The sequence below is a fragment of the Enterobacter sp. Lyrl_3 genome (genome assembly GCF_051948675.1).
GTDB classification, from domain to species: Bacteria; Pseudomonadota; Gammaproteobacteria; order Enterobacterales; family Enterobacteriaceae; genus Enterobacter; species Enterobacter cloacae.
In genome coordinates this window covers 1-26,113 of sequence record NZ_JAYJLI010000027.1, presented here as the reverse complement: position 1 = coordinate 26,113, position 26,113 = coordinate 1, and the positions used below count along the sequence as shown (strand labels likewise).

Below are 26,113 nucleotides of genomic sequence, written 5' to 3'. Positions count from 1 at the left end.
CGGCCGTACCGTTGGCGCGGGCGTTGTTGCTAAAGTTCTGGGCTAATTAATTATCCCCGAATAAAAAAAAGGACGCTTCGGCGTCCTTTTTTGTTTTCTTAGCGTGTGTACTTGTCACAAATTTTCGCATTTTTTGTTTGCTCCCGCCCCGTATACTGGCGTTTGTGCTATTGTAATCATAACCATTCTCACTTACACTTTGCGCATATTTTGAACGGGAGTCTTTATGTACGTTTGTTTATGTAATGGTGTGAGTGACAAAAAAATACGTCAGGCCGTTCGCCAGTTTCAGCCACAGTCCTTCCAGCAACTTCGCAAGTTTGTTCCAGTGGGAAATCAATGCGGTAAATGCGTACGCGCAGCGCGTGAAATCATGCAGGATGAACTGATGCAGATCCCGGAATACAAAGAGATCGCGTAAGCGCCCATCTTTTTTTTGACATCCCTGTAGCCCGATCTACGCTTCAATGAGTGGAAGCGGAGGGACTATATAATGAAAGGTGATGTTAAAATCATAAGTTATCTCAATAAATTATTGGGAAATGAGCTTGTCGCAATCAATCAGTATTTTCTCCATGCGAGAATGTTTAAAAACTGGGGCCTCATGCGCCTCAACGACGTTGAGTATCACGAATCCATCGATGAGATGAAACATGCCGATAAATATATCGAGCGTATTTTATTTCTCGAAGGCATCCCCAACCTGCAGGACCTCGGTAAACTCGGCATCGGTGAAGATGTTGAAGAGATGCTGCGATCCGATCTCAGACTTGAACTTGAAGGCGCAAAAGACCTTCGCGAAGCTATTGCCTACGCAGACAGCGTCCATGACTACGTTAGCCGCGATATGATGATCCAGATTCTGGCCGATGAAGAAGGGCATATCGACTGGCTGGAAACCGAGCTGGATCTCATTGGCAAAATTGGCCTGCAAAACTATCTCCAGTCGCAGATTAAAGTGGAAGATTAACCAGCGTCTGCCAACCTACGCATAAACCCGCTGCCGCCAGAAATGGCCCAAAAGGCAGTGGGTTTTTTAATGTCCGTCTGGCAGGGTTGAACAACGAAGTCATAAGAAGGTAGAGCAGCGCCAATAGTGCGGCAACCAGTGCCAGTTCGGGCAACACGCACCAACCATGCCATGCACCGAGTGCCGAAAGATACTTCACATCGCCATAGCCCATCCCTTCACGGCGAAATATTAGCCGATAACCCCAGTAGATCATGGCAAAGCCGACATACCCTGCCATCGCCCCGACCACTGCGCCAGGCAGAAAATCAGGGTGAAGACAGAGTTGATAGAGCAAACCAGCCCATAACAGGGGACAGAGATATTTATCAGGGAGAATGCCTGAGCGAATATCTTCACGCACCAGTAAACCTGAGAGAACAAAATAGATGAGCAGGAAGGGGAGGAGAGTAAGCATGAACGAAACCTCAAGGTGAATTTCAGCGCATACTCTCCACACCACGAATGCCTGGCAATAGCCAAAAAATGTAATTGCGTAGTGGTTTCATAAGAACAGAAGAAAGGGGACGGATTGCAGAAAATAGTGCGAGGCCTTACGCAAGGTACACCTTTAGCGCTTAAATTCTAAACGGCACTTGCGTCTTGCCCAGATTTACGTATAATGCGCGGGCTTGTCGTAATTGACGGCGGGTTCAATCTGAACCGGAGTGACTCATTTTGTTACTCAACAATGCTCCCAATTGGGGAGCTACGTAAGAACGGTTACACTCTCCCATCAATCGTAATGGGTTTGAGGAGTAATCATTTTCGTTTATAAAATAATTGGAGCTCTGGTCTCATGCAGAACCAAAGAATCCGTATCCGCCTTAAAGCGTTTGATCATCGTCTGATCGATCAATCAACCGCGGAAATCGTCGAGACTGCTAAGCGCACTGGTGCGCAAGTCCGTGGTCCGATCCCGCTGCCGACCCGCAAAGAGCGCTTCACCGTTCTGATCTCCCCGCACGTTAACAAAGACGCGCGTGATCAGTACGAAATCCGCACTCACAAGCGTCTGGTTGACATCGTTGAGCCAACTGAGAAAACCGTTGATGCTCTGATGCGTCTGGATCTGGCTGCCGGTGTAGACGTGCAGATCAGCCTGGGTTAATCAGGTCATCGAGCGATTGAGAGGTTGAAACAATGATTGGTTTAGTCGGTAAAAAAGTGGGTATGACCCGCATCTTCACTGAAGATGGCGTTTCTATCCCAGTAACCGTAATCGAAGTTGAAGCAAACCGCGTTACTCAGGTTAAAGATCTGGCTAACGATGGCTACCGCGCTATTCAGGTTACCACTGGTGCTAAAAAAGCTAACCGTGTAACCAAACCAGAAGCGGGTCACTTCGCTAAAGCTGGCGTTGAAGCTGGCCGTGGTCTGTGGGAATTCCGTCTTGCTGAAGGCGAAGAGTTCACCGTAGGTCAGGACATTAGCGTTGAGCTGTTTGCTGACGTTAAAAAAGTTGACGTAACCGGTACCTCTAAAGGTAAAGGTTTTGCTGGTACCGTTAAGCGCTGGAACTTCCGTACCCAGGATGCTACTCACGGTAACTCCTTGTCTCACCGTGTTCCGGGTTCTATCGGTCAGAACCAGACTCCGGGCAAAGTGTTCAAAGGCAAGAAAATGGCAGGTCAGCTGGGCAACGAACGTGTAACTGTTCAGAGCCTGGACGTAGTACGTGTTGACGCTGAGCGCAACCTGCTGCTGGTTAAAGGTGCGGTCCCGGGTGCAACCGGTAGCGACCTGATCGTTAAACCAGCTGTGAAGGCGTAAGGGGATAGCAATGGAATTAGTATTGAAAGACGCGCAGAGCGCGCTGACTGTTTCCGAAACTACCTTCGGTCGTGATTTCAACGAAGCGCTGGTTCACCAGGTTGTTGTTGCTTATGCAGCTGGTGCTCGTCAGGGTACTCGTGCTCAGAAGACTCGTGCTGAAGTAACTGGTTCTGGCAAAAAGCCATGGCGCCAGAAAGGTACCGGCCGTGCGCGTTCAGGTTCTATCAAGAGCCCGATCTGGCGTTCAGGTGGCGTGACCTTCGCTGCGCGTCCACAGGACCACAGTCAAAAAGTTAACAAAAAGATGTACCGCGGCGCGCTGAAAAGCATCCTGTCCGAACTGGTACGTCAGGATCGTCTGATCGTTGTCGAGAAGTTCTCTGTAGAAGCGCCTAAAACTAAGCTGCTGGCACAGAAACTGAAAGACATGGCTCTGGAAGATGTGCTGATCATCACCGGTGAGCTGGACGAGAACCTGTTCCTGGCCGCGCGCAACCTGCACAAGGTTGACGTACGCGACGCGACTGGTATCGACCCGGTTAGCCTGATCGCCTTCGACAAAGTCGTAATGACTGCTGATGCTGTTAAGCAAGTTGAGGAGATGCTGGCATGATTCGTGAAGAACGTCTGCTGAAGGTGCTGCGCGCACCGCACGTTTCTGAAAAAGCGTCTACTGCGATGGAAAAAACAAACACCATCGTTCTCAAAGTTGCTAAAGACGCGACCAAAGCAGAGATCAAAGCTGCTGTGCAGAAACTGTTTGAAGTCGAAGTCGAAGTCGTTAACACCCTGGTAGTTAAAGGGAAAGTTAAACGTCACGGACAGCGTATCGGTCGTCGTAGCGACTGGAAAAAAGCTTACGTCACCCTGAAAGAAGGCCAGAACCTGGACTTCGTTGGCGGCGCTGAGTAAGTCGGAGGAGTAATACAATGGCAGTTGTTAAATGTAAACCGACATCTCCGGGTCGTCGCCACGTAGTTAAAGTGGTTAACCCTGAGCTGCACAAGGGCAAACCTTTTGCTCCGTTGCTGGAAAAAAACAGCAAATCCGGTGGTCGTAACAACAATGGCCGTATCACCACTCGTCACATCGGTGGTGGCCACAAGCAGGCTTATCGTATTGTTGACTTCAAACGCAACAAAGACGGTATCCCAGCAGTTGTTGAGCGTCTTGAGTACGATCCGAACCGTTCCGCGAACATCGCGCTGGTTCTGTACAAAGATGGCGAACGCCGTTACATCCTGGCCCCTAAAGGCCTGAAAGCTGGCGACCAGATTCAGTCTGGCGTTGATGCTGCAATCAAAGCAGGCAACACCCTGCCGATGCGCAATATCCCGGTTGGTTCTACCGTTCATAACGTAGAAATGAAACCAGGTAAAGGCGGTCAGCTGGCGCGTTCCGCGGGTACTTACGTTCAGATCGTTGCGCGTGACGGTGCTTATGTCACCCTGCGTCTGCGTTCTGGTGAAATGCGTAAAGTCGAAGCAGACTGCCGCGCTACTCTGGGCGAAGTTGGCAATGCTGAGCATATGCTGCGCGTTCTGGGTAAAGCTGGTGCTGCACGCTGGCGTGGTGTTCGTCCTACCGTTCGCGGTACTGCGATGAACCCAGTAGATCACCCACATGGTGGTGGTGAAGGTCGTAACTTTGGTAAGCACCCGGTAACTCCGTGGGGCGTTCAGACCAAAGGTAAGAAGACCCGCAGCAACAAGCGTACTGATAAATTTATCGTACGTCGCCGTAGCAAATAATTTTAGAGGATAAGCCATGCCACGTTCTCTCAAGAAAGGTCCTTTTATTGACCTGCACTTGCTGAAGAAGGTAGAGAAAGCGGTGGAAAGCGGAGACAAGAAGCCCCTGCGCACTTGGTCCCGTCGTTCAACGATCTTTCCTAACATGATCGGTTTGACCATCGCTGTCCATAATGGTCGTCAGCACGTTCCAGTCTTTGTTACCGACGAAATGGTTGGTCACAAACTGGGTGAATTCGCACCGACTCGTACTTATCGCGGCCACGCTGCTGATAAAAAAGCGAAGAAGAAATAAGGTAGGAGGAAGAGATGGAAACTTTAGCTCAACATCGCCATGCTCGTTCTTCTGCACAGAAGGTTCGCCTTGTTGCTGACCTGATTCGCGGTAAGAAAGTGTCGCAGGCCCTGGACATCCTGACCTATACCAACAAGAAAGCTGCGGTATTGGTCAAGAAAGTACTGGAATCTGCCATTGCTAACGCTGAACACAACGATGGCGCTGACATCGACGATCTGAAAGTCGCGAAAATTTTCGTAGATGAAGGCCCAAGCATGAAGCGCATTATGCCGCGTGCGAAAGGTCGTGCAGATCGCATCCTGAAGCGCACCAGCCACATTACTGTGGTTGTGTCCGATCGCTGAGACTCTGGAGACTAGCAATGGGTCAGAAAGTACATCCTAATGGTATTCGCCTGGGTATTGTAAAACCATGGAACTCTACCTGGTTTGCGAACACCAAAGAATTCGCTGACAACCTGGACAGCGATTTTAAAGTACGTCAGTACCTGACGAAGGAACTGGCTAAAGCGTCTGTATCTCGTATCGTTATCGAGCGTCCAGCTAAGAGCATCCGTGTGACTATTCACACTGCTCGCCCTGGCATCGTTATCGGTAAGAAAGGCGAAGACGTAGAAAAACTGCGCAAGGTCGTAGCGGATATCGCTGGCGTTCCTGCACAGATCAATATCGCTGAAGTTCGTAAGCCTGAACTGGACGCTAAATTGGTTGCTGACAGCATCACTTCTCAGCTGGAACGTCGTGTTATGTTCCGTCGTGCTATGAAGCGTGCTGTACAGAACGCAATGCGTCTGGGCGCTAAAGGTATCAAAGTTGAAGTTAGCGGCCGTCTGGGCGGCGCGGAAATCGCACGTACCGAATGGTACCGTGAAGGTCGCGTACCGCTGCACACTCTGCGTGCTGACATCGACTACAACACCTCTGAAGCGCACACCACTTACGGTGTAATCGGCGTTAAGGTATGGATCTTCAAAGGTGAGATCCTGGGTGGTATGGCTGCTGTTGAACAACCGGAAAAACCGGCTGCTCAACCTAAAAAGCAGCAGCGTAAAGGCCGTAAATAAGGAGCGTCGCTGATGTTACAACCAAAGCGTACAAAATTCCGTAAAGTGCACAAAGGCCGCAACCGTGGTCTGGCGCAGGGTACGGATGTTAGCTTCGGCACTTTCGGTCTGAAAGCTGTTGGCCGTGGTCGTCTGACTGCACGTCAGATCGAAGCAGCACGTCGTGCAATGACCCGTGCAGTTAAGCGTCAAGGTAAGATCTGGATCCGTGTATTCCCGGACAAACCGATCACCGAGAAGCCGCTGGAAGTTCGTATGGGTAAAGGTAAAGGTAACGTGGAGTACTGGGTTGCCTTGATCCAACCGGGCAAAGTCCTGTATGAAATGGACGGTGTTCCGGAAGAGCTGGCCCGTGAAGCCTTCGGCCTGGCAGCAGCGAAACTGCCTATCAAAACCACCTTTGTAACTAAGACGGTGATGTAATGAAAGCAAAAGAGCTGCGTGAAAAGAGCGTTGAAGAGCTGAACGCTGAGCTGCTGAACCTGCTGCGCGAGCAGTTCAACCTGCGTATGCAGGCTGCAAGTGGCCAGCTGCAACAGACCCACCTGCTGAAGCAAGTGCGTCGCAATGTTGCACGCGTTAAGACTTTACTGACTGAGAAGGCGGGTGCGTAATGACCGATAAAATCCGTACTCTGCAAGGTCGTGTTGTTAGCGACAAAATGGAGAAATCCATCGTTGTTGCTATCGAACGCATTGTGAAACACCCGATCTACGGTAAATTCATCAAGCGTACGACCAAACTGCACGTACATGACGAGAACAACGAATGTGGTATCGGCGACAAGGTTGAAATCCGTGAATGCCGTCCACTGTCCAAGACTAAGTCCTGGACGCTGGTTCGCGTTGTAGAGAAAGCGGTTCTGTAATACAGTACCCGTTCTCGATACGAATAAACGGCTCAGCGATGAGCCGTTTATTTTTTCTACCCATATTGCAGAAGCGGTGTTATAATGCCGCGCCCTCGATATGGGGCTTTTTAACGGCTCTGATTTTAGAGTCTCAGGTAGTAGTTGACATTAGCGGAGCACTAAAATGATCCAAGAACAGACTATGCTGAACGTCGCCGACAACTCCGGTGCACGTCGCGTAATGTGTATCAAGGTTCTGGGTGGCTCGCACCGTCGCTACGCAGGCGTAGGCGACATCATCAAGATCACCATCAAAGAAGCAATTCCACGTGGTAAGGTCAAAAAAGGTGATGTGCTGAAAGCGGTAGTGGTGCGCACCAAGAAGGGTGTTCGTCGCCCTGACGGTTCTGTCATTCGCTTCGATGGTAATGCATGCGTTATTTTGAACAATAACAGCGAGCAGCCAATCGGCACGCGTATCTTTGGGCCGGTAACTCGTGAACTTCGTACTGAGAAGTTCATGAAAATTATCTCTCTGGCACCAGAAGTACTCTAAGGAGCGAATCATGGCAGCGAAAATCCGTCGTGATGACGAAGTTATCGTGTTAACCGGTAAAGATAAAGGTAAACGCGGTAAAGTAAAAAATGTCCTGTCTTCCGGCAAGGTCATTGTTGAAGGTATCAACCTGGTTAAGAAACATCAGAAGCCGGTTCCGGCCCTGAACCAACCAGGCGGCATCGTTGAAAAAGAAGCTGCTATTCAGGTTTCTAACGTTGCAATCTTCAATGCGGCAACCGGCAAGGCTGACCGTGTAGGCTTTAGATTCGAAGACGGCAAAAAAGTCCGTTTCTTCAAGTCTAACAGCGAAACTATCAAGTAATTTGGAGTAGTACGATGGCGAAACTGCATGATTACTACAAAGACGAAGTAGTTAAGAAACTCATGACTGAGTTTAACTACAATTCTGTCATGCAAGTCCCTCGGGTCGAGAAGATCACCCTGAACATGGGTGTTGGTGAAGCGATCGCTGACAAGAAACTGCTGGATAACGCAGCAGCTGACCTGACAGCAATCTCCGGTCAAAAACCGCTGATCACCAAAGCACGCAAATCAGTTGCAGGCTTCAAAATCCGTCAGGGCTATCCGATCGGCTGTAAAGTAACTCTGCGTGGCGAACGCATGTGGGAGTTCTTTGAGCGCCTGATCACTATTGCTGTACCTCGTATCCGTGACTTCCGTGGCCTGTCCGCTAAGTCATTCGACGGTCGTGGTAACTACAGCATGGGTGTCCGTGAGCAGATCATCTTCCCAGAAATCGACTACGATAAAGTCGACCGCGTGCGTGGTTTGGATATTACCATTACCACTACTGCGAAATCTGACGAAGAAGGCCGTGCTCTGCTGGCTGCCTTTGACTTCCCGTTCCGCAAGTAAGGTAGGGTTACTGAATGGCTAAGCAATCAATGAAAGCACGCGAAGTAAAACGCGTAGCTTTAGCTGATAAATTCTTCGCTAAACGCGCTGAACTGAAAGCGATCATCTCTGATGTGAACGCTTCCGACGAAGATCGTTGGAACGCAGTTCTCAAGCTGCAAACTCTGCCGCGTGATTCCAGCCCGTCTCGTCAGCGTAACCGCTGCCGTCAAACAGGTCGTCCACATGGTTATGTGGGCAAGTTCGGGTTGAGCCGTATTAAGCTGCGTGAAGCCGCCATGCGCGGTGAAGTGCCAGGCTTGAAAAAGGCTAGCTGGTAATTGTCACCAATTGAATCACGGGAGTAAAGACAGATGAGCATGCAAGATCCGATCGCGGATATGCTGACCCGTATCCGTAACGGTCAGGCCGCGAATAAAGCTGCGGTCACCATGCCTTCCTCCAAGCTGAAAGTGGCAATCGCCAACGTGCTGAAGGACGAAGGTTTTATTGAAGATTTTAAAGTTGAAGGCGACACCAAGCCGGAACTGGAAGTGACTCTTAAGTACTTCCAGGGTAAAGCTGTTGTAGAAAGCATTCAGCGTGTCAGCCGCCCAGGTCTGCGCATCTATAAGAAAAAAGATGAGCTGCCAAAAGTTATGGCCGGTCTGGGTATCGCAGTTGTTTCTACCTCTAAAGGTGTTATGACTGATCGTGCAGCGCGCCAGGCTGGTCTTGGCGGCGAAATTATCTGCTACGTAGCCTAATCGGAGGAAAAAATGTCTCGTGTTGCTAAAGCACCGGTCGTTGTTCCTGCCGGCGTTGATGTAAAAATCAACGGTCAGGTTATTACGATCAAAGGTAAAAACGGCGAGCTGACTCGTACTCTCAACGATGCTGTTGAAGTTAAACATGCAGATAATGCTCTGACCTTCGGTCCGCGTGATGGTTACGCAGACGGCTGGGCTCAGGCTGGTACCGCGCGTGCCCTGCTGAACTCAATGGTTATCGGTGTTACCGAAGGCTTCACTAAGAAGCTGCAGCTGGTTGGTGTAGGTTATCGTGCAGCGATCAAAGGGAATGCAGTAGGCCTGTCTCTGGGCTTCTCTCACCCTGTTGAGCATCCGCTGCCGGCCGGTATCACTGCAGAATGTCCAACTCAGACTGAGATCGTGCTGAAAGGCGCTGATAAACAGCTGATTGGCCAGGTTGCAGCAGATCTGCGCGCCTACCGTCGTCCTGAGCCTTATAAAGGCAAGGGTGTTCGTTACGCCGACGAAGTCGTGCGTACCAAAGAGGCTAAGAAGAAGTAAGGTAACACTATGGATAAGAAATCTGCTCGTATCCGTCGTGCGACCCGCGCACGCCGCAAGCTCAAAGAGCTGGGTGCAACTCGCCTGGTGGTACATCGTACCCCGCGTCACATTTACGCACAGGTAATTGCACCGAACGGTTCTGAAGTTCTGGTAGCTGCTTCTACTGTAGAAAAAGCTATCGCAGAACAATTGAAGTACACCGGTAACAAAGACGCTGCTGCAGCTGTAGGTAAAGCTGTTGCTGAACGCGCTCTGGAAAAAGGCATCAGCAATGTATCCTTTGACCGTTCCGGGTTCCAATATCATGGTCGTGTCCAGGCACTGGCAGATGCTGCCCGTGAAGCTGGCCTTCAGTTCTAAGGTAGAGGTGTAAGATGGCTCACATCGAAAAACAAGCTGGCGAACTGCAGGAAAAGCTGATCGCGGTAAACCGCGTATCTAAAACCGTTAAAGGTGGTCGTATTTTCTCCTTCACAGCTCTGACTGTAGTTGGCGATGGTAACGGTCGCGTTGGTTTTGGTTACGGTAAAGCGCGTGAAGTTCCAGCAGCGATCCAGAAAGCGATGGAAAAAGCCCGTCGCAATATGATTAACGTCGCGCTGAACAACGGCACCCTGCAGCACCCAGTTAAAGGTGTTCACACGGGTTCTCGTGTATTCATGCAGCCAGCTTCAGAAGGTACCGGTATCATCGCCGGTGGTGCAATGCGCGCCGTTCTGGAAGTTGCTGGGGTTCATAACGTTCTGGCTAAAGCATACGGTTCCACCAACCCGATCAACGTGGTTCGTGCAACTATTGATGGCCTGGAAAATATGAATTCTCCAGAAATGGTCGCTGCCAAGCGTGGTAAATCCGTTGAAGAAATTCTGGGGTAATTGACCATGGCAAAGACTATTAAAATCACTCAAACCCGCAGTGCAATCGGTCGTCTGCCGAAACACAAGGCAACGCTGCTTGGCCTGGGTCTGCGTCGTATTGGTCATACCGTTGAGCGCGAGGATACTCCTGCTGTTCGCGGTATGGTCAACGCGGTTTACTTCATGGTTAAAGTTGAGGAGTAAGAGATGCGTTTAAATACTCTGTCTCCGGCCGAAGGCTCTAAAAAGGCGGGTAAACGCCTGGGTCGTGGTATCGGTTCTGGCCTCGGCAAAACCGGTGGTCGTGGTCACAAAGGTCAGAACTCTCGTTCTGGCGGTGGCGTACGTCGCGGTTTCGAGGGTGGCCAGATGCCACTGTACCGTCGTCTGCCGAAGTTCGGCTTCACTTCTCGCAAAGCAGCGATCACAGCGGAAGTCCGTCTGTCTGACCTGGCGAAAGTTGAAGGCGGCGTTGTAGACCTGAACACGCTGAAAGCAGCTAACATTATCGGTATCCAGATCGAGTTCGCGAAAGTGATCCTGGCTGGTGAAGTTTCTACTCCGGTAACTGTTCGTGGCCTGCGTGTTACTAAAGGTGCTCGTGCTGCTATCGAAGCTGCTGGCGGTAAAATTGAGGAATAAGTAGCAGATGGCTAAGCAACCGGGATTAGATTTTCAAAGTGCCAAAGGTGGATTTGGTGAGCTGAAACGCAGACTGCTGTTTGTAATCGGCGCGCTGATTGTGTTCCGTATTGGCTCTTTTATTCCGATCCCTGGTATCGATGCCGCTGTACTTGCCAAACTGCTTGAGCAACAGCGAGGCACCATCATTGAAATGTTTAACATGTTCTCTGGTGGTGCTCTCAGCCGTGCTTCTATCTTCGCGCTGGGTATTATGCCGTATATTTCGGCATCCATTATTATCCAGCTGCTGACGGTCGTTCATCCGGCCCTGGCAGAACTGAAGAAAGAAGGGGAGTCTGGACGTCGTAAGATTAGTCAGTACACCCGCTACGGTACTCTGGTGCTGGCAATATTCCAGTCGATCGGTATTGCTACCGGTCTTCCGAATATGCCTGGTATGCAGGGCCTGGTCTTAAACCCAGGCTTTGCATTCTATTTCACCGCTGTTGTTAGTCTGGTCACAGGGACAATGTTCCTGATGTGGCTCGGCGAACAGATTACTGAACGTGGTATCGGTAACGGTATCTCAATCATTATCTTCGCCGGTATTGTTGCGGGTCTCCCGCCAGCCATCGCCCATACTATCGAGCAAGCGCGTCAAGGCGACCTGCACTTCCTCCTGTTGCTGTTGGTTGCAGTATTAGTATTTGCAGTGACGTTCTTTGTTGTCTTCGTTGAACGTGGTCAACGCCGTATTGTGGTGAACTACGCGAAACGTCAGCAGGGTCGTCGTGTCTATGCTGCACAGAGCACACATTTGCCGCTGAAAGTGAATATGGCAGGGGTAATCCCGGCGATTTTCGCTTCCAGTATTATTCTGTTCCCGGCAACCATCGCGTCATGGTTCGGGGGCGGTACTGGTTGGAACTGGCTGACAACAATTTCGCTGTATTTGCAGCCTGGGCAACCACTTTATGTGTTACTCTATGCGTCTGCGATCATCTTCTTCTGTTTCTTCTACACGGCGTTGGTCTTCAACCCGCGTGAAACAGCAGATAACCTGAAGAAGTCCGGTGCATTTGTACCAGGAATTCGTCCGGGAGAGCAAACGGCGAAGTATATCGATAAAGTAATGACTCGCCTGACTTTGGTTGGTGCGCTTTATATTACTTTTATCTGCCTGATCCCGGAGTTCATGCGTGATGCAATGAAAGTACCGTTCTACTTCGGTGGGACCTCACTGCTTATCGTTGTTGTCGTGATTATGGACTTTATGGCTCAAGTGCAAACTCTGATGATGTCCAGTCAGTATGAGTCTGCATTGAAGAAGGCGAACCTGAAAGGCTACGGCCGCTAATTGGTCGCCTGAGAAGTTACGGAGAGTAAAAATGAAAGTTCGTGCTTCCGTCAAGAAATTATGCCGTAACTGCAAAATCGTTAAGCGTGATGGTGTCATCCGTGTGATTTGCAGTGCCGAGCCGAAGCATAAACAGCGCCAAGGCTGATTATTTCGCATATTTTTCTTGCAAAGTTGGGTTGAGCTGGCTAGATTAGCCAGCCAATCTTTTGTATGTCTGTACGTTTCCATTTGAGTATCCTGAAAACGGGCTTTTCAGCATGGTGCGTACATATTAAATAGTAGGAGTGCATAGTGGCCCGTATAGCAGGCATTAACATTCCTGATCAGAAACATGCTGTGATCGCATTAACTTCGATCTACGGCATCGGCAAGACCCGTTCTAAAGCCATCCTGGCTGCAGCGGGTATCGCTGAAGATGTTAAGATCAGTGAGCTGTCTGAAGGACAAATCGACACGCTGCGTGACGAAGTTGCCAAATTTGTCGTTGAAGGTGATCTGCGCCGTGAAATCAGCATGAGCATCAAGCGCCTGATGGATCTTGGTTGCTATCGCGGTTTGCGTCATCGTCGTGGTCTGCCAGTGCGCGGTCAGCGTACTAAGACCAACGCACGTACCCGTAAGGGTCCGCGCAAACCGATCAAGAAATAATCGGGGTGATTGAATAATGGCAAAGGCACCAATTCGTGCACGTAAACGTGTAAGAAAACAAGTCTCTGACGGCGTGGCTCATATCCATGCTTCTTTCAACAACACCATCGTTACTATTACTGATCGTCAGGGTAACGCATTGGGTTGGGCAACAGCCGGTGGTTCCGGTTTCCGTGGTTCTCGCAAATCCACTCCGTTTGCAGCTCAGGTTGCAGCAGAGCGTTGCGCAGAAGCCGTAAAAGAATACGGCATCAAGAATCTGGAAGTTATGGTTAAAGGTCCGGGTCCGGGTCGTGAATCTACTGTTCGCGCTCTGAACGCCGCTGGTTTCCGCATCACTAATATTACTGATGTGACTCCGATCCCTCATAACGGTTGTCGTCCGCCGAAAAAACGTCGCGTATAACGCTCGTTTTTTAGGTTAGTTGGAGATAGAAAATGGCAAGATATTTGGGTCCTAAGCTCAAGCTGAGCCGTCGTGAGGGCACCGACTTATTCCTTAAGTCTGGCGTTCGCGCGATCGATACCAAGTGTAAAATTGAACAAGCTCCTGGCCAGCACGGTGCGCGTAAACCGCGTCTGTCTGACTATGGTGTGCAGTTGCGTGAAAAGCAAAAAGTTCGCCGTATCTACGGTGTGCTGGAGCGTCAGTTCCGTAACTACTATAAAGAAGCAGCACGTCTGAAAGGCAACACAGGTGAAAACCTGCTGGCTCTGCTGGAAGGTCGTCTGGACAACGTTGTATACCGTATGGGCTTCGGCGCTACTCGTGCTGAATCACGCCAGCTGGTTAGCCACAAAGCAATCATGGTAAACGGTCGTGTTGTTAACATCGCTTCTTATCAGGTTAAAGCGAATGACGTTGTTAGCATTCGTGAGAAAGCGAAAAAGCAATCTCGCGTGAAAGCCGCTCTGGAGCTGGCTGAGCAGCGTGAAAAGCCAACCTGGCTGGAAGTTGATGCTGGCAAGATGGAAGGTACGTTCAAGCGTCAGCCAGAACGTTCTGATCTGTCTGCGGACATTAACGAACACCTGATCGTCGAGCTTTACTCCAAGTAAAGCTTAGTACCAAAGAGAGGACACAATGCAGGGTTCTGTGACAGAGTTTCTAAAACCGCGCCTGGTAGATATCGAGCAAGTGAGTTCGACGCACGCCAAGGTGACCCTTGAGCCTTTAGAGCGTGGCTTTGGCCATACTCTGGGTAACGCACTGCGCCGTATTCTGCTCTCATCGATGCCGGGTTGCGCGGTGACCGAGGTTGAGATTGATGGTGTACTTCATGAGTACAGCACCAAAGAAGGCGTTCAGGAAGATATCCTTGAAATCCTGCTCAACCTGAAAGGGCTGGCGGTGAGAGTTCAGGGTAAAGATGAAGTTATTCTTACTCTGAATAAATCTGGCATTGGCCCTGTGACTGCAGCCGACATCACCCACGACGGTGATGTTGAAATCGTCAAGCCGCAGCACGTGATCTGCCACCTGACCGATGAGAACGCAGCTATTAGCATGCGTATCAAAGTTCAGCGCGGTCGTGGTTATGTGCCGGCTTCTGCCCGAATTCATTCGGAAGAAGATGAGCGCCCAATCGGCCGTCTGCTGGTCGACGCATGCTACAGCCCTGTAGAGCGTATTGCCTACAATGTTGAAGCAGCGCGTGTAGAACAGCGTACCGACCTGGACAAGCTGGTCATCGAAATGGAAACCAATGGCACAATCGATCCTGAAGAGGCGATTCGTCGTGCGGCAACCATCCTGGCAGAACAACTGGAAGCTTTCGTTGACTTACGTGATGTACGTCAGCCGGAAGTGAAAGAAGAGAAACCAGAATTCGATCCGATCCTGCTGCGCCCTGTTGACGATCTCGAATTGACTGTCCGCTCTGCTAACTGCCTCAAGGCAGAAGCTATCCACTATATCGGTGATCTGGTACAGCGTACCGAGGTTGAGTTGCTGAAAACGCCGAACCTGGGTAAAAAATCTCTTACTGAGATTAAAGACGTGCTGGCTTCACGTGGTCTGTCTCTGGGCATGCGCCTGGAAAACTGGCCACCAGCAAGCATTGCTGACGAGTAACCGGATCACAGGTTAAGGTTTTACTGAGAAGGATAAGGTCATGCGCCATCGTAAGAGTGGTCGTCAACTGAACCGCAACAGCAGCCATCGCCAGGCTATGTTCCGCAACATGGCAGGTTCACTGGTTCGTCATGAAATCATCAAGACGACCCTGCCTAAAGCGAAAGAGCTGCGTCGTGTAGTTGAGCCGCTGATTACTCTTGCCAAGACTGACAGCGTTGCTAATCGTCGTCTGGCATTCGCCCGTACTCGTGATAACGAGATCGTGGCAAAACTGTTTAACGAGCTGGGCCCGCGTTTCGCGAGCCGTGCCGGTGGTTACACTCGCATTCTGAAGTGTGGCTTCCGCGCAGGCGACAACGCTCCGATGGCTTACATCGAGCTGGTTGATCGTTCTGAGTCGAAAGCAGAAGCTGCTGCAGAGTAATCTGCAGTAACGTAAAAAAACCCGCTCCGGCGGGTTTTTTTATATCCGCACTATCCCCACTTCTCTACAATATCTGTATTAATTTTGTTCATCCCCTGGAGTTTATGATGTGGTTGCTCGACCAGTGGGCAGAACGCCATATTCGCGATGCCCAAACTAAAGGCGAATTCGATAACCTGTCCGGTAGCGGTGAACCGCTAGTACTGGAAGATGATTCGCATATACCCCCTGAACTACGGGCTGGATATCGCTTACTGAAAAATGCGGGGTGTCTGCCTCCCGAGCTTGAACAGCGCAAAGAGGCGATTGAGCTTGCTGACCTGCTAAAAGGGATACGGAAAGACGATCCCCGGCATGGAGAACTAAGCCGGCGGTTGGCTCTGGTTGAACTCAAGCTACGACAGGCAGGAATTGCGACTGACTTTCTGCATGGCGAGTATAGTGAAAGACTGCTGCAGAAAATAAACGAGGAATAGCCATGTATCGTATCGGTGAACTTGCAAAGCTTGCTAACGTGACGCCGGATACCATCCGTTACTATGAAAAACAGCAGATGATTGATCACGAGGTGCGAACCGAAGGTGGGTTCCGGCTCTATACCGACAACGATCTGCAACGGCTGCGGTTTATTCGTTATGCGCGGCAACTGGGATTCACGCTGGATTCGATCCGTGAGTTATTGTCGATCCGTATCGATCCGGCACACCACACCTGCCAGGAATCGAAAAGCATTGTCCAGGCCAGGCTGGATGAAGTTGAAGCGCGTATTCAGGAACTGCAAACCATGCAGCGCTCTCTGCAAAGGTTGAATGATGCGTGCTGTGGTACGGCTCACAGCAGTGTCTATTGTTCTATTCTGGAGGCCCTTGAACAAGGGGCAAGTGGAGAAACCCGGGGTTGTTGATTTTTTATCAGTCCGGGTCTAGACTCCCCTCGACATTAATCATGCTCAGGAGAAATTATGAGTCACTATCAACATACGAAGGGACAAATTAAAGATAATGCCATTGAGGCTTTGCTTCACGACCCGCTTTTTCGACAGCGAGTTGAAAAGAGCAAAAAAGGGAAGGGAAGTTATCTGCGTAAAAACAAACATGCAAAACGGGGTAACTGGGAGGCCAGTGGCAAGCAAGCGAATCGCTTATTTACCACTGGCCTTCCTGCTTTTAGCTGTTAAACGCGGTTATTCTGCTCTTTTAACAGATCGCGAATTTCAGTCAGTAATACTTCTTCTTTCGTAGGAGCGGGCGCCGCAGCAGGCTCTTCTTTTTTACGGTTGAGCTTGTTGATAAGCTTGATGGCCATAAAAATGGCAAACGCGACGATCACGAAATCAAATATGTTCTGAATAAACACGCCATAGTGCATCACCACTGCCGGGATATCCCCCTGTGCTTCCCGAAGCGTGAAGGCGAATTGTTTGAAATCAATGCCCCCAATTAATAGCCCTAAAGGTGGCATGATGATATCAGCCACTAAAGATGAAACGATCTTGCCGAACGCTGCACCAATAATGACACCCACTGCCAAATCCACCACATTTCCGCGCATCGCAAATTCGCGAAATTCTTTAACAAAACTCATTATGTTCTCCTTGTGCCAGCTGACGACTATAAGTTTAACAAATGATTAGCTAATTGCCATTGGGGATAAATAAACGTTATGAAAATAAAAGGCACAGGAATCAGAAGGATAATGCTCAGGTGCTCTATCGCGAGCACCTGAATCATTACAGGAAGAATGGGCTTGGCTGGAATAAACGTTCGACGTCGGTAATAAATTTTTTATCGGTCAGGAACATAATAACGTGATCGCCTTGTTCAATGCGCAAATTATCATTGGCAATCATGACATCATTTCCGCGTACTACGGCGCCGATAATTGTGCCGGGTGGCAGCTTAATTTCATCGATGGCGCGTCCCACCACGCGCGATGTGGTTTCATCACCGTGAGCGACAGCTTCAATGGCTTCAGCGACGCCGCGACGCAGTGAGGACACACCAACAATATCTGCTTTACGAACGTGGCTCAACAGCGCGGAAATCGTTGCCTGCTGCGGTGAAATCGCAATATCAATTACGCTCCCCTGCACCAGGTCAACATAGGCACGACGCTGAATAAGTACCATGACCTTTTTTGCTCCCATGCGCTTGGCGAGCATGGCGGACATAATATTTGCTTCATCGTCGTTGGTGACGGCAATAAACAGATCAACTTGATCGATATGCTCTTCTGCCAGTAATTCCTGATCTGATGCATCGCCATAAAACACGATCGTGTTTTGTAGTTTTTCAGCAAGTTCAGAGGCGCGCTGTTGATCGCGCTCGATCAACTTCACGCTATAGTCTTTTTCCAGACGGCGAGCGAGACCTGCGCCGATATTACCCCCGCCGACCAGCATGATGCGTTTATAGGGCTTTTCGAGGCGCTGAAGTTCACTCATTACGGCACGAATATGTTGAGAGGCAGCAATGAAGAAGACTTCATCTCCTGCTTCGACAATGGTCGAGCCCTGAGGTCGAATCGGTCTGTCGTGACGGAAAATGGCTGCGACGCGGGTATCGATATGCGGCATATGTTCGCGCATCGTAGACAGCGCGTTTCCGATCAACGGACCGCCATAATAGGCCTTAACAACGGCCAGACTCACTTTCCCTTCTGCAAAGTTCACGACCTGCAGTGCGCCGGGATATTCGATCAGGCGATAAATATTATCGATAACCAGTTGTTCTGGTGCGATAAGGTGGTCGATTGGTACCGCTTCTGAGTTAAAGAGTTTTTCCGCATCGCGGACATAATCCGGGGAGCGGATACGGGCGATTCGGTTAGGCGTGTTGAAAAGCGAATAGGCCACCTGACAAGCGACCATATTGGTCTCATCCGAGCTGGTCACGGCCACTAACATATCGGCATCGTCAGCACCGGCTTCACGGAGGACACGTGGATGCGAACCGTGCCCCTGCACAACGCGAAGGTCAAATTTATCCTGCAGAACGCGCAGTCGATCGCCGTTGGTATCGACGATCGTAATGTCGTTGTTTTCACCTACAAGGTTTTCCGCCAGCGTCCCGCCGACCTGTCCTGCGCCCAGAATGATAATCTTCATATCTCGTGACCTGTTCTCAACATCACTCTTTGATTAGCTTAGCGTAAAAGAAGCCATCACCCTCTTCAGCGCCGGGCAGGTTCTGCTGGCCCGGGTGCTCCGGTGTTCCCGTATCGCGCAGCGTAGCGCCAGGAGTGCGTTTAAGGAAGGCTGAAATTTGCTGGCTATTCTCTTCCGGAAGAATGGAACAGGTGGCATAGACCAGCGTTCCGCCAGGCTTCAGGTGTGGCCAGATAGCGTCAAGGATCTCGGATTGCAGCTGCGCAAGTTCCTTAATATCACGGTCGCGACGCAGCCACTTAATGTCCGGGTGACGACGAATAACGCCGGTTGCCGAGCAAGGAGCATCCAGCAAAATGCGGTCGAATTGAGTCTCGCCGCACCATTCTGCGGGCTTACGTCCGTCGCCTTGCTTGACCTGCGCCTTCATACCTAAACGCTTAAGGTTGTCGTAGACACGCGAAAGTCGCTGCTCATCAACATCCACAGCCATTACGCTGGCCTGCGGTGCGACTTCCAGAATATGCGTTGTTTTGCCCCCAGGCGCGGCACACAGGTCGAGGATCTGTTCGCCATTTTTGGGTTCGAGCCATGTCATACAGCCCTGAGCAGAGGCATCCTGAACGGTTACCCAGCCTTCATCGAATCCGGGTAAGGCATGCACCGGCACAGGGGAGGCTAAACGCACGGCATCAGGATAAGCATCATGCGCGAATCCACTCATTCCGGCTTCTTCCAGCAAGGCCAGCCATGCATCGCGGGTATGATGATTACGGTTAACGCGTAACCACATCGGCGGACGTTGATTATTTGCGTCAGCAATATCCTGCCACCGCTGCGGATACGCTTTTTTGAGGCGATTCAGAAGCCAGTCAGGATGAAGGAAACGGGTTTCACTTTTTGCAAATTCTGCCAGAAGTTCTTCCTGTTGACGCTGGAACTGACGCAGTACGCCGTTGATCAGCCCTTTGAGCTGGGGACGTTTAATCGCGACAGCACCTTCTACCGTCTCAGCCAACGCAGCATGAGGTGGGATGCGGGTATGAAGAAGCTGATAGAAGCCAACCATAATCAAATAATGGACGGTACGCTGCTTACCGGTCATTGGGCGCGACATCAGCTTATTAATCAGCCATTCAAGCTGAGAAAGGGTGCGCAGGACGCCAAAACAGAGCTCCTGAAGCAGAGCTTTGTCTTTGTCGGACACTTTTTGCTGCAGTGGAGGTAGGACATTACTCAGTGATTGACCCTGCTCGACAACCTGCTCAACGGCCTGTGCCGCCAGACTGCGTAAATTTTGTTTTTTCATAACCGTAAAAATAAAAATGCCCGGAAACACCGGGCCTTAAGAATAAATTTGCTCAGGCAAGGCGAGAGCCAGGGATAAACCATTCGCGACGGGAATTTAACAGATCCTGAGCACTCATTGCCTTTTTACCCGCGGGCTGCAGTGATTCCAGATTCAGGATCCCTTCCGAGGTTGCCACCTGGATACCATTTTTGCTGGCTTCGATAATTGTACCCGGCTCAGCAGACGTATTGCCTTCAATGACGGATGCTTTCCAGACTTTAACAGGTTGCTCATCGATCACCATCCAGCTCATTGGCCACGGATTAAAGGCGCGAATGCAACGCTCAAGCTGTGCGGCGGAGAGGGACCAGTCGACCCGCGCCTCTTCTTTGCTGAGTTTTTCGGCGTAGGTCACCAGAGTCTCATCCTGAACTTCAGGGGTAGCCGTATTATCAGCAAGCTGCTGCAAGGTTTTGATGAGTCCTTGTGGACCCAGGTCCGCCAGTTTGTCATACAGCGTGGTACTGGTGTCGTCGGCGGTAATTGGACAGGCCAGTTTATACAGCATGTCGCCGGTGTCTAAACCTACATCCATCTTCATGATGGTGACGCCAGTTTCAGCATCACCCGCCCACAACGAGCGTTGGATCGGTGCCGCGCCACGCCAGCGTGGAAGCAACGAACCATGTACGTTGACACACCCCAAACGAGGCATATCAAGCACGGCTTTTGGCAGAATTAAGCCGTAAGCCACCACCACCATGACATCAGCATTGAGATCGGCAACAAGTTGCTGATTTTCCTGAGGTCGTAAGGATGCGGGCTGGTAAACGGGTAACCCATGTTCTTCTGCCAGCACTTTCACCGGGCTGGGCATGAGCTTTTTACCACGGCCTGCCGGGCGATCCGGTTGGGTAAACACGCCAACAACCTGGTGGCCAGAAGATAACAGCGCGTCAAGATGACGCGCTGCAAAATCAGGGGTACCCGCGAAGATAATACGTAGTGTTTTAGACACGATGATCCTTGTATCCGGGGGGATGTTATGCGCGGGAGCGCAAACGATCCAGTTTTTCTACTTTCTGACGAATACGCTGCTGCTTCAGTGGTGAGAGGTAATCGATAAACAGTTTACCGACCAGGTGATCCATCTCATGCTGAATACAAATCGCCAGCAGATCGTCTGCTTCCAGTTCGAACGGGTTGCCTTCACGATCCAGGGCGCGAATTTTCACTTTTTCGGCACGTGGAACTAAAGCACGCTGTTCAGGAATGGACAGACAACCTTCCTCAATACCTGTTTCACCGCTCTTTTCCAACAGCTCAGGGTTGATCAGCACCAGACGGCCATCGCGATTCTCAGAAACGTCGATCACGATAATACGCTTGTGAATGTCCACCTGAGTTGCCGCAAGGCCAATGCCTTCTTCGGCGTACATGGTATCGAACATATCATCAACGATACGCTGAATTTCTGCATTCACTTCTTTGACCGGTTCAGCGACGATGCGAAGGCGCTCGTCCGGAATATGTAACACTTGCAAAACTGCCATAAATTTCCAGAGTCGTGTTCAGGAGTTGATAAGAATACTATCTCTATTCTAGACAAATCCCCCATCGATTGACAGCATCCGTGACCAATCGCAATGATTGCAGAGGCTGCTTATGGCAGGGAATAGGATGACGTCCACGGAGATATGGTTACGGCTAATCCACACAGGCTCTCTGTGTGGTGATCAGATGCTCGCAGCGGCAGCGCGACTACTTATGCAGACAAGGATTGATGATGCCGTTGTCAGAGATGCCGGGCTGTCAATAAAACAGGCTCAACAGTTCTTTGCGCTTGATGAAAATGAACTGCAACGAAATCTGGCGTGGCTAGAACAGCCGGAGAATCATCTGCTGACGGCGGATGATCCTCGTTATCCCCCTTTACTTCGCACGATCCCTGACTACCCCGGCGCATTGTTTATTAAAGGCAATCCTGAAGCCCTTATTACCGTTCAACTGGCGGTTGTGGGTAGCCGCGCGCCATCCTGGTACGGTGAGCGATGGGGGAAAATCCTGTGCGAACAACTTTCACAAAGTGGTTTCACGATCACCAGTGGGCTGGCCTGCGGTATTGACGGCGTCGCTCATCACGCCGCGCTGTCTGTAAAAGGGCGAAGTGTCGCGGTGCTTGGAAACGGGCTGTTTAGCATTTATCCCCGTCGGCATCAGGCTCTGGCTGCACGGCTTATCGAATCAGAGGGGGCTATTGTGTCGGAGTTCCCGCTGTCAGCGCCGCCCTGGCCGGCAAATTTTCCACGTCGTAACCGAATTATCAGCGGTCTGAGTCTGGGCGTGCTGGTGGTGGAGGCCGCTTTAAGAAGCGGCTCACTCGTTACGGCACGGTATGCCCTAGAACAGGGGCGAGAAGTCTTTGCCTTACCTGGCCCGATAGGTAACCCGGGGTGTGAGGGCCCCCACTGGCTCATCAAGCAGGGAGCAACGCCTGTGACGAGCGTCGAGGACATCCTTGAAAATTTGCAATATGGCTTGCACTGGTTAACAGATGAACCCGAAAAGCGACATTTTTCATCAGATCAGGAGAAGGTGGCATTGCCATTTCCCAGCCTCCTGGCTAACGTAGGAGATGAGGTAACACCTGTTGACGTTGTCGCTGAACGTGCCGGCCAACCTGTGCCAGTAACGGTAGCACAGCTACTCGAACTGGAGTTAGCAGGGTGGATCGCAGCTGTACCCGGCGGCTATGTCCGATTGAGGAGGGCAAGCCATGTTCGACGTACTGATGTATTTGTTTGAGACTTACATCCATAACGAAGCAGAAATGCGAGTGGATCAGGACAAATTGACACAGGATCTTACCGATGCGGGGTTTGAACGGGAAGATATTTATAATGCGTTGATGTGGCTGGAAAAACTGGCTGATTATCAGGAAGGCCTTGCCGAACCGATGCAGCTTGCTTCTGACCCATTGTCTGTGCGCATTTATACCGCTGAAGAGTGTGAAAGGCTGGACGCCAGCTGCCGGGGATTCATCTTATTCCTTGAGCAGATTCAGGTGCTAAACCTCGAAACAAGAGAAATGGTGATAGAGCGCGTTATGGCGCTGGATACGGCAGAGTTCGAACTGGATGACCTCAAGTGGGTGATCCTGATGGTTCTGTTTAATATTCCAGGCTGTGAAAATGCCTATCAGCAAATGGAAGAATTACTCTTTGAAGTGAATGAAGGTATGCTGCACTAATTCAATGTGCAGCACCAAGAGTTGTTATGGCCAAATCAGCACTGTTCACGGTGCATAAAAACGAGCCCTGCCCACAGTGCGGGGCTGAACTTGTCATTCGGTCCGGGAAACACGGTCCGTTTCTCGGTTGTTCACACTATCCGGAATGTGATTATGTTCGTCCCCTGAAAAGCCAGGCGGACGGACATATCGTTAAAATTCTGGAGGGACAGCTTTGCCCGAAGTGTGGAGGCGAACTGGCGTTACGGCAGGGCCGTTTTGGTATGTTCATTGGTTGCAGTCGCTATCCTGAATGTGAACATACGGAACAAATTGATAAGCCAGATGAAACGGCAATCGCCTGCCCCCAGTGCCAGCGCGGACAACTGGTACAGCGTCGTTCTCGTTTTGGTAAAACCTTCCATTCCTGCGATCGTTATCCTGAATGCCAGTTCGTTATCAATTTCAAACCGGTAGCGGGTACCTGCCCTCATTGCGATTATCCGTTACTTATAGAGAAGAAAACGGCGCAAGGTATGAAACGCTTTTGCGCCAGTAAACAATGTGGAAAGCCGGTTTCGGCGGATGAAATCAGTGAATAATAACCTGCCAACAGGATCCATTGCGCACGCAGTGGAGGTCCTGAAAAATGAAGAAGTCATCGCCTATCCAACAGAAGCTGTCTTTGGGGTCGGTTGCGATCCTGACAGCGAGACAGCTGTGAATCGCTTACTTACGCTAAAACAGAGACCTGTCGAAAAAGGATTGATTTTGATCGCTGCTAATTATGAGCAGCTTAAACCTTATATTGATGATTCCATGCTCACGCCAGCACAACGGGATACCATCTTTTCGGCGTGGCCAGGGCCGGTGACCTTTGTTTTCCCGGCGCAGCCAACTACGCCACGCTGGTTAACAGGGCGTTTCGATTCCCTCGCTGTCCGTGTCACCGATCATCCGCTGGTGGTAGAGCTATGTCTGGCGTTTGGTAAACCGCTGGTCTCAACCAGTGCCAACCTTACCGGGCAGCCTCCTTGCCGTAGCACCGAAGAGGTGCTGGCGCAGTTCGGGAATGACTTCCCGGTAGCCGTCGGTGAAACCGGAGGTCGTCTTAATCCGTCGGAAATCCGCGACGCCTTGACCGGCGAACGTTTTCGCCAGGGGTAATATGATGGAAACCTATGCCGTTTTTGGTAATCCGATCGCACACAGCAAGTCGCCGTTAATCCATCAGCAGTTTGCTGAACAACTGCAGATCGATCATCCCTATGGCCGGGTGCTGGCACCTGTTGATGCCTTTGTTACCACCCTGAATGCTTTTTTTGACGCGGGTGGTAAAGGTGCCAATGTGACGGTGCCTTTTAAAGAAGAAGCCTTTGAACGTGCGGATGAATTAACTGAGCGCGCGTCTCTTGCGGGTGCCGTGAATACGCTTAAACGGCTGGAGGATGGTCGCCTTCTGGGTGACAACACTGACGGAATCGGCTTACTTAGCGATCTGGAAAGACTCTCATTTATCAAACCCGGGTTCCGGGTTCTGTTGATTGGTGCTGGTGGGGCATCGCGAGGCGTACTGTTACCGCTCCTTTCACTGGATTGTGCAGTGACCATTACCAATCGCACCTTTTCCCGGGCAGAAGCGTTGGCGGCGTTGTTTGCACATACTGGCAGCGTGAGTGCGGTGGCTCTTGATGATCTTATCCACCATGAATTTGATCTTATCATTAATGCCACCTCCAGCGGCATTGGTGGGGAAGTACCGGCGATCCCGTCCTCTTTGGTAAACAACCACCTCTATTGCTACGACATGTTTTATCAGAAAGGGAAAACTCCCTTCCTCAGCTGGTGTGAACAACACGGCGCGAAACAGCTGGCTGATGGCCTTGGCATGCTGGTGGGGCAGGCTGCGCATGCAGTTTTGCTCTGGCACGGTGTATTACCTGCTGTCGAACCTGTCATTGAAAAGCTGAAACAGGAACTTACGGCGTGAACCAGGCGATTCACTTTCCCGACAGAGAACAGTGGGATGAGAGTAAGCAAGCAGTCTGTTTCCCGGTGCTCGTGCATGGGATGCAACTGACATGTGCCATTAGCGGTGAAACGCTCAAGCGCCGCTTTGGTGGCTCAAATCCATTAGAGGTGTTCTGCGAAAATCGCTGGGATCTTGAAGAAGAAGCCAGCGATTTGATCCGCGATCAGCAGGAAGACGATCAGGGTTGGGTCTGGTTGTCCTGATCCAGATACTCATCTTTCCATTTCACGTAATTATTCGCTGAATATTTCAGACCTTCTCTTTCCGCTTCTGTTAAGGGGCGGATCTGCTTTACCGGGCTGCCTAAATAGAGATAACCGCTTTCGAGCCGTTTATGTTGAGGGACAAGACTCCCGGCACCAATCATCACATCATCCTTTACGATGACACCATCCAGCAGGATCGATCCCATGCCAACCAGCACCCGGTTTCCGATAGTGCAGCCGTGAAGCATGACTTTATGGCCGACGGTAACATCTTCTCCTATAACAAGTGGATTGCCGTCCGGGTTATATGAGGATTTGTGGGTGACATGCAGCACGCTGCCATCCTGAATATTAGTGCGTGCGCCAATTGCCACATAGTTAACGTCTCCCCTGATCGCAACGAGCGGCCAGATGCTGACATCTTTGGCCATTCGGACATCGCCAATGACCACACTGCTGGCATCGATCATCACGCGATCGCCTTTTTGTGGAAACAGATCTTTATACGGACGTAGTACTGCAGACATATCTACCTCGACAGATGAGCGCTATACAGAAGACTTTGATCATATTTTTGGATCGAGGCAAGGCAAAATACGTCAATATTTAAGCAGATCGGGCGGGATTTCAGCGAAAAGCGCGGAAAATCATCAGTCAGAAAAAAAGATCTAAAAAATACTTGTGCTAAAAAATGGGATCCCTATAATGCGCCTCCATCGACACGGCGGATGTGAATCACTTCACAAACAACCCGGTCGGTTGAAGAGAAAAAATCCTGAAAA

At 50.6% G+C, this 26,113-nt stretch carries 46 protein-coding genes; 39 read left to right on the top strand and 7 right to left on the bottom strand.

Translation table 11 applies throughout. The annotated features are described in order from the left end of the window. Window positions 1-226: 226 nt before the first annotated feature. Both bfd and bfr read left to right on the top strand, forming a co-directional pair. A complete protein-coding gene (bfd, locus tag VF709_RS23690) occupies window positions 227-421 on the top strand; it encodes a bacterioferritin-associated ferredoxin (RefSeq protein ID WP_008503493.1) in 195 nt (64 codons plus the stop codon). Between the two features lie 72 nt (window positions 422-493). Then, on the top strand, window positions 494-970 hold the full coding sequence (gene bfr / locus VF709_RS23685) for a bacterioferritin (RefSeq protein ID WP_013099029.1): 477 nt from the start codon (window positions 494-496) through the stop codon (window positions 968-970). Here the strand turns inward: bfr and VF709_RS23680 are convergent. Further along, window positions 954-1,427: a prepilin peptidase gene (locus VF709_RS23680; RefSeq protein ID WP_013099028.1), complete on the bottom strand. Its 474-nt coding sequence runs from the start codon at window positions 1,425-1,427 to the stop codon at window positions 954-956. The two genes, bfr and VF709_RS23680, sit on opposite strands and share 17 nt — an antisense overlap. 381 nt (window positions 1,428-1,808) lie before the next feature. On the opposite strand from VF709_RS23680, the gene rpsJ reads away from it, so the two are divergent. The 31 genes from rpsJ to VF709_RS23525 all read left to right on the top strand — a co-directional run bounded on the left by rpsJ (window position 1,809) and on the right by VF709_RS23525 (window position 16,644). Continuing rightward, window positions 1,809-2,120: a 30S ribosomal protein S10 gene (rpsJ, locus tag VF709_RS23675; protein WP_001181005.1), complete on the top strand. Its 312-nt coding sequence runs from the start codon at window positions 1,809-1,811 to the stop codon at window positions 2,118-2,120. Between the two features lie 32 nt (window positions 2,121-2,152). Then, a complete protein-coding gene (gene rplC / locus VF709_RS23670) occupies window positions 2,153-2,782 on the top strand; it encodes a 50S ribosomal protein L3 (protein ID WP_003863274.1) in 630 nt (209 codons plus the stop codon). A gap of 10 nt (window positions 2,783-2,792) precedes the next feature. Continuing rightward, entirely contained in the window at window positions 2,793-3,398 is a 606-nt protein-coding gene (gene rplD / locus VF709_RS23665; RefSeq protein ID WP_000424395.1) for a 50S ribosomal protein L4, read from the top strand. After that, on the top strand, window positions 3,395-3,697 hold the full coding sequence (gene rplW, locus VF709_RS23660; protein ID WP_000617546.1) for a 50S ribosomal protein L23: 303 nt from the start codon (window positions 3,395-3,397) through the stop codon (window positions 3,695-3,697). The genes rplD and rplW overlap by 4 nt, the downstream gene beginning before the upstream one ends. Before the next feature lie 17 nt (window positions 3,698-3,714). After that, entirely contained in the window at window positions 3,715-4,536 is an 822-nt protein-coding gene (gene rplB, locus VF709_RS23655) for a 50S ribosomal protein L2 (RefSeq protein ID WP_000301859.1), read from the top strand. Window positions 4,537-4,552: 16 nt separating this feature from the next. Next, window positions 4,553-4,831, top strand: a complete 279-nt coding sequence (gene rpsS, locus VF709_RS23650) for a 30S ribosomal protein S19 (RefSeq protein WP_001138117.1) — start codon at window positions 4,553-4,555, stop codon at window positions 4,829-4,831. A gap of 14 nt (window positions 4,832-4,845) precedes the next feature. Then, on the top strand, window positions 4,846-5,178 hold the full coding sequence (gene rplV / locus VF709_RS23645; RefSeq protein WP_002919773.1) for a 50S ribosomal protein L22: 333 nt from the start codon (window positions 4,846-4,848) through the stop codon (window positions 5,176-5,178). 17 nt (window positions 5,179-5,195) lie between these two features. After that, entirely contained in the window at window positions 5,196-5,897 is a 702-nt protein-coding gene (rpsC, locus tag VF709_RS23640; RefSeq protein WP_000529945.1) for a 30S ribosomal protein S3, read from the top strand. Between the two features lie 12 nt (window positions 5,898-5,909). Next, on the top strand, window positions 5,910-6,320 hold the full coding sequence (gene rplP / locus VF709_RS23635; protein WP_002919759.1) for a 50S ribosomal protein L16: 411 nt from the start codon (window positions 5,910-5,912) through the stop codon (window positions 6,318-6,320). After that, window positions 6,320-6,511, top strand: coding sequence for a 50S ribosomal protein L29 (gene rpmC / locus VF709_RS23630; RefSeq protein ID WP_013099027.1), 192 nt, complete (start codon window positions 6,320-6,322; stop codon window positions 6,509-6,511). Before rplP ends, rpmC begins: the two co-directional genes overlap by 1 nt. Beyond that, window positions 6,511-6,765, top strand: a complete 255-nt coding sequence (gene rpsQ / locus VF709_RS23625) for a 30S ribosomal protein S17 (protein WP_008503489.1) — start codon at window positions 6,511-6,513, stop codon at window positions 6,763-6,765. Before rpmC ends, rpsQ begins: the two co-directional genes overlap by 1 nt. Before the next feature lie 166 nt (window positions 6,766-6,931). Further along, complete coding sequence (gene rplN, locus VF709_RS23620; RefSeq protein ID WP_002919748.1) at window positions 6,932-7,303, top strand: 50S ribosomal protein L14; 372 nt, start codon at window positions 6,932-6,934, stop codon at window positions 7,301-7,303. Between the two features lie 10 nt (window positions 7,304-7,313). Next, window positions 7,314-7,628 (top strand): 50S ribosomal protein L24, encoded by a 315-nt coding sequence (rplX, locus tag VF709_RS23615; RefSeq protein ID WP_000729185.1) that lies wholly within the window; start codon window positions 7,314-7,316, stop codon window positions 7,626-7,628. Window positions 7,629-7,642: 14 nt separating this feature from the next. Beyond that, a complete protein-coding gene (gene rplE, locus VF709_RS23610; RefSeq protein ID WP_001096202.1) occupies window positions 7,643-8,182 on the top strand; it encodes a 50S ribosomal protein L5 in 540 nt (179 codons plus the stop codon). Window positions 8,183-8,196: 14 nt separating this feature from the next. After that, window positions 8,197-8,502 carry a 30S ribosomal protein S14 gene (gene rpsN, locus VF709_RS23605; protein WP_013099026.1) on the top strand — a complete coding sequence of 102 codons (306 nt, stop codon included), beginning with the start codon at window positions 8,197-8,199 and terminating at the stop codon, window positions 8,500-8,502. A 33-nt stretch (window positions 8,503-8,535) separates the two neighbouring features. Beyond that, on the top strand, window positions 8,536-8,928 hold the full coding sequence (gene rpsH / locus VF709_RS23600; protein ID WP_013099025.1) for a 30S ribosomal protein S8: 393 nt from the start codon (window positions 8,536-8,538) through the stop codon (window positions 8,926-8,928). A gap of 12 nt (window positions 8,929-8,940) precedes the next feature. Next, entirely contained in the window at window positions 8,941-9,474 is a 534-nt protein-coding gene (rplF, locus tag VF709_RS23595; protein WP_013099024.1) for a 50S ribosomal protein L6, read from the top strand. 9 nt (window positions 9,475-9,483) lie between these two features. Continuing rightward, window positions 9,484-9,837 carry a 50S ribosomal protein L18 gene (rplR, locus tag VF709_RS23590; RefSeq protein WP_013099023.1) on the top strand — a complete coding sequence of 118 codons (354 nt, stop codon included), beginning with the start codon at window positions 9,484-9,486 and terminating at the stop codon, window positions 9,835-9,837. Between the two features lie 14 nt (window positions 9,838-9,851). Then, on the top strand, window positions 9,852-10,352 hold the full coding sequence (gene rpsE / locus VF709_RS23585) for a 30S ribosomal protein S5 (protein ID WP_003863299.1): 501 nt from the start codon (window positions 9,852-9,854) through the stop codon (window positions 10,350-10,352). 6 nt (window positions 10,353-10,358) lie between these two features. Then, on the top strand, window positions 10,359-10,538 hold the full coding sequence (gene rpmD, locus VF709_RS23580) for a 50S ribosomal protein L30 (protein WP_003863301.1): 180 nt from the start codon (window positions 10,359-10,361) through the stop codon (window positions 10,536-10,538). 3 nt (window positions 10,539-10,541) lie between these two features. Then, the gene (gene rplO / locus VF709_RS23575) at window positions 10,542-10,976 is read left to right on the top strand and encodes a 50S ribosomal protein L15 (RefSeq protein ID WP_013099022.1); all 435 of its coding nucleotides are present in this window, start codon (window positions 10,542-10,544) and stop codon (window positions 10,974-10,976) included. Window positions 10,977-10,983: 7 nt separating this feature from the next. Beyond that, window positions 10,984-12,315, top strand: a complete 1,332-nt coding sequence (gene secY, locus VF709_RS23570) for a preprotein translocase subunit SecY (protein ID WP_003863305.1) — start codon at window positions 10,984-10,986, stop codon at window positions 12,313-12,315. A gap of 31 nt (window positions 12,316-12,346) precedes the next feature. Then, window positions 12,347-12,463 carry a 50S ribosomal protein L36 gene (rpmJ, locus tag VF709_RS23565; protein ID WP_000868187.1) on the top strand — a complete coding sequence of 39 codons (117 nt, stop codon included), beginning with the start codon at window positions 12,347-12,349 and terminating at the stop codon, window positions 12,461-12,463. Window positions 12,464-12,609: 146 nt separating this feature from the next. Next, window positions 12,610-12,966, top strand: a complete 357-nt coding sequence (gene rpsM / locus VF709_RS23560; RefSeq protein WP_013099021.1) for a 30S ribosomal protein S13 — start codon at window positions 12,610-12,612, stop codon at window positions 12,964-12,966. Window positions 12,967-12,982: 16 nt separating this feature from the next. Further along, window positions 12,983-13,372: a 30S ribosomal protein S11 gene (gene rpsK, locus VF709_RS23555; RefSeq protein WP_003031137.1), complete on the top strand. Its 390-nt coding sequence runs from the start codon at window positions 12,983-12,985 to the stop codon at window positions 13,370-13,372. 32 nt (window positions 13,373-13,404) lie between these two features. Next, on the top strand, window positions 13,405-14,025 hold the full coding sequence (gene rpsD / locus VF709_RS23550; protein WP_003863314.1) for a 30S ribosomal protein S4: 621 nt from the start codon (window positions 13,405-13,407) through the stop codon (window positions 14,023-14,025). 25 nt (window positions 14,026-14,050) lie between these two features. Then, on the top strand, window positions 14,051-15,040 hold the full coding sequence (locus VF709_RS23545; RefSeq protein WP_002919219.1) for a DNA-directed RNA polymerase subunit alpha: 990 nt from the start codon (window positions 14,051-14,053) through the stop codon (window positions 15,038-15,040). A 40-nt stretch (window positions 15,041-15,080) separates the two neighbouring features. Next, a complete protein-coding gene (rplQ, locus tag VF709_RS23540) occupies window positions 15,081-15,467 on the top strand; it encodes a 50S ribosomal protein L17 (protein ID WP_001216372.1) in 387 nt (128 codons plus the stop codon). 107 nt (window positions 15,468-15,574) lie between these two features. Continuing rightward, window positions 15,575-15,943 carry a DUF1992 domain-containing protein gene (locus VF709_RS23535; protein WP_038420729.1) on the top strand — a complete coding sequence of 123 codons (369 nt, stop codon included), beginning with the start codon at window positions 15,575-15,577 and terminating at the stop codon, window positions 15,941-15,943. A gap of 2 nt (window positions 15,944-15,945) precedes the next feature. Beyond that, on the top strand, window positions 15,946-16,371 hold the full coding sequence (gene zntR, locus VF709_RS23530) for a Zn(2+)-responsive transcriptional regulator (RefSeq protein WP_013099019.1): 426 nt from the start codon (window positions 15,946-15,948) through the stop codon (window positions 16,369-16,371). Between the two features lie 57 nt (window positions 16,372-16,428). Further along, window positions 16,429-16,644 (top strand): alternative ribosome-rescue factor A, encoded by a 216-nt coding sequence (locus VF709_RS23525; protein WP_038420728.1) that lies wholly within the window; start codon window positions 16,429-16,431, stop codon window positions 16,642-16,644. On the opposite strand, the gene mscL is transcribed toward VF709_RS23525, so the two are convergent. From mscL to def, 5 genes are all read right to left on the bottom strand, one after another. Continuing rightward, window positions 16,641-17,051 carry a large-conductance mechanosensitive channel protein MscL gene (gene mscL / locus VF709_RS23520; RefSeq protein ID WP_038420727.1) on the bottom strand — a complete coding sequence of 137 codons (411 nt, stop codon included), beginning with the start codon at window positions 17,049-17,051 and terminating at the stop codon, window positions 16,641-16,643. The two genes, VF709_RS23525 and mscL, sit on opposite strands and share 4 nt — an antisense overlap. Window positions 17,052-17,196: 145 nt before the next feature. Beyond that, complete coding sequence (gene trkA, locus VF709_RS23515) at window positions 17,197-18,573, bottom strand: Trk system potassium transporter TrkA (protein ID WP_013099016.1); 1,377 nt, start codon at window positions 18,571-18,573, stop codon at window positions 17,197-17,199. Window positions 18,574-18,595: 22 nt separating this feature from the next. Beyond that, the gene (rsmB, locus tag VF709_RS23510) at window positions 18,596-19,882 is read right to left on the bottom strand and encodes a 16S rRNA (cytosine(967)-C(5))-methyltransferase RsmB (protein WP_038420962.1); all 1,287 of its coding nucleotides are present in this window, start codon (window positions 19,880-19,882) and stop codon (window positions 18,596-18,598) included. Window positions 19,883-19,934: 52 nt separating this feature from the next. Beyond that, on the bottom strand, window positions 19,935-20,882 hold the full coding sequence (gene fmt / locus VF709_RS23505) for a methionyl-tRNA formyltransferase (protein ID WP_440232359.1): 948 nt from the start codon (window positions 20,880-20,882) through the stop codon (window positions 19,935-19,937). Window positions 20,883-20,907: 25 nt separating this feature from the next. Further along, on the bottom strand, window positions 20,908-21,417 hold the full coding sequence (gene def, locus VF709_RS23500; RefSeq protein WP_013099013.1) for a peptide deformylase: 510 nt from the start codon (window positions 21,415-21,417) through the stop codon (window positions 20,908-20,910). A 127-nt stretch (window positions 21,418-21,544) separates the two neighbouring features. Between def and dprA the strand changes: the two genes are divergently transcribed. From dprA to VF709_RS23470, 6 genes are read left to right on the top strand one after another with little or no spacing between them, the layout of a single operon-like run. Continuing rightward, the gene (gene dprA / locus VF709_RS23495) at window positions 21,545-22,669 is read left to right on the top strand and encodes a DNA-protecting protein DprA (protein WP_038420725.1); all 1,125 of its coding nucleotides are present in this window, start codon (window positions 21,545-21,547) and stop codon (window positions 22,667-22,669) included. Next, the gene (gene smg / locus VF709_RS23490) at window positions 22,641-23,114 is read left to right on the top strand and encodes a DUF494 family protein Smg (protein ID WP_013099011.1); all 474 of its coding nucleotides are present in this window, start codon (window positions 22,641-22,643) and stop codon (window positions 23,112-23,114) included. Before dprA ends, smg begins: the two co-directional genes overlap by 29 nt. Before the next feature lie 26 nt (window positions 23,115-23,140). Beyond that, window positions 23,141-23,695, top strand: coding sequence for a DNA topoisomerase family protein (locus tag VF709_RS23485; RefSeq protein ID WP_013099010.1), 555 nt, complete (start codon window positions 23,141-23,143; stop codon window positions 23,693-23,695). Further along, window positions 23,688-24,260: an L-threonylcarbamoyladenylate synthase type 1 TsaC gene (tsaC, locus tag VF709_RS23480; protein ID WP_038420961.1), complete on the top strand. Its 573-nt coding sequence runs from the start codon at window positions 23,688-23,690 to the stop codon at window positions 24,258-24,260. The genes VF709_RS23485 and tsaC overlap by 8 nt, the downstream gene beginning before the upstream one ends. A 4-nt stretch (window positions 24,261-24,264) precedes the next feature. Further along, on the top strand, window positions 24,265-25,083 hold the full coding sequence (gene aroE / locus VF709_RS23475; protein WP_038420960.1) for a shikimate dehydrogenase: 819 nt from the start codon (window positions 24,265-24,267) through the stop codon (window positions 25,081-25,083). Next, entirely contained in the window at window positions 25,080-25,328 is a 249-nt protein-coding gene (locus VF709_RS23470; RefSeq protein WP_038420723.1) for a DUF1488 domain-containing protein, read from the top strand. The genes aroE and VF709_RS23470 overlap by 4 nt, the downstream gene beginning before the upstream one ends. Here the strand turns inward: VF709_RS23470 and VF709_RS23465 are convergent. Further along, window positions 25,304-25,858 carry a gamma carbonic anhydrase family protein gene (locus VF709_RS23465; protein ID WP_038420722.1) on the bottom strand — a complete coding sequence of 185 codons (555 nt, stop codon included), beginning with the start codon at window positions 25,856-25,858 and terminating at the stop codon, window positions 25,304-25,306. The genes VF709_RS23470 and VF709_RS23465 overlap by 25 nt on opposite strands. Between the last annotated feature and the right edge of the window lie 255 nt (window positions 25,859-26,113).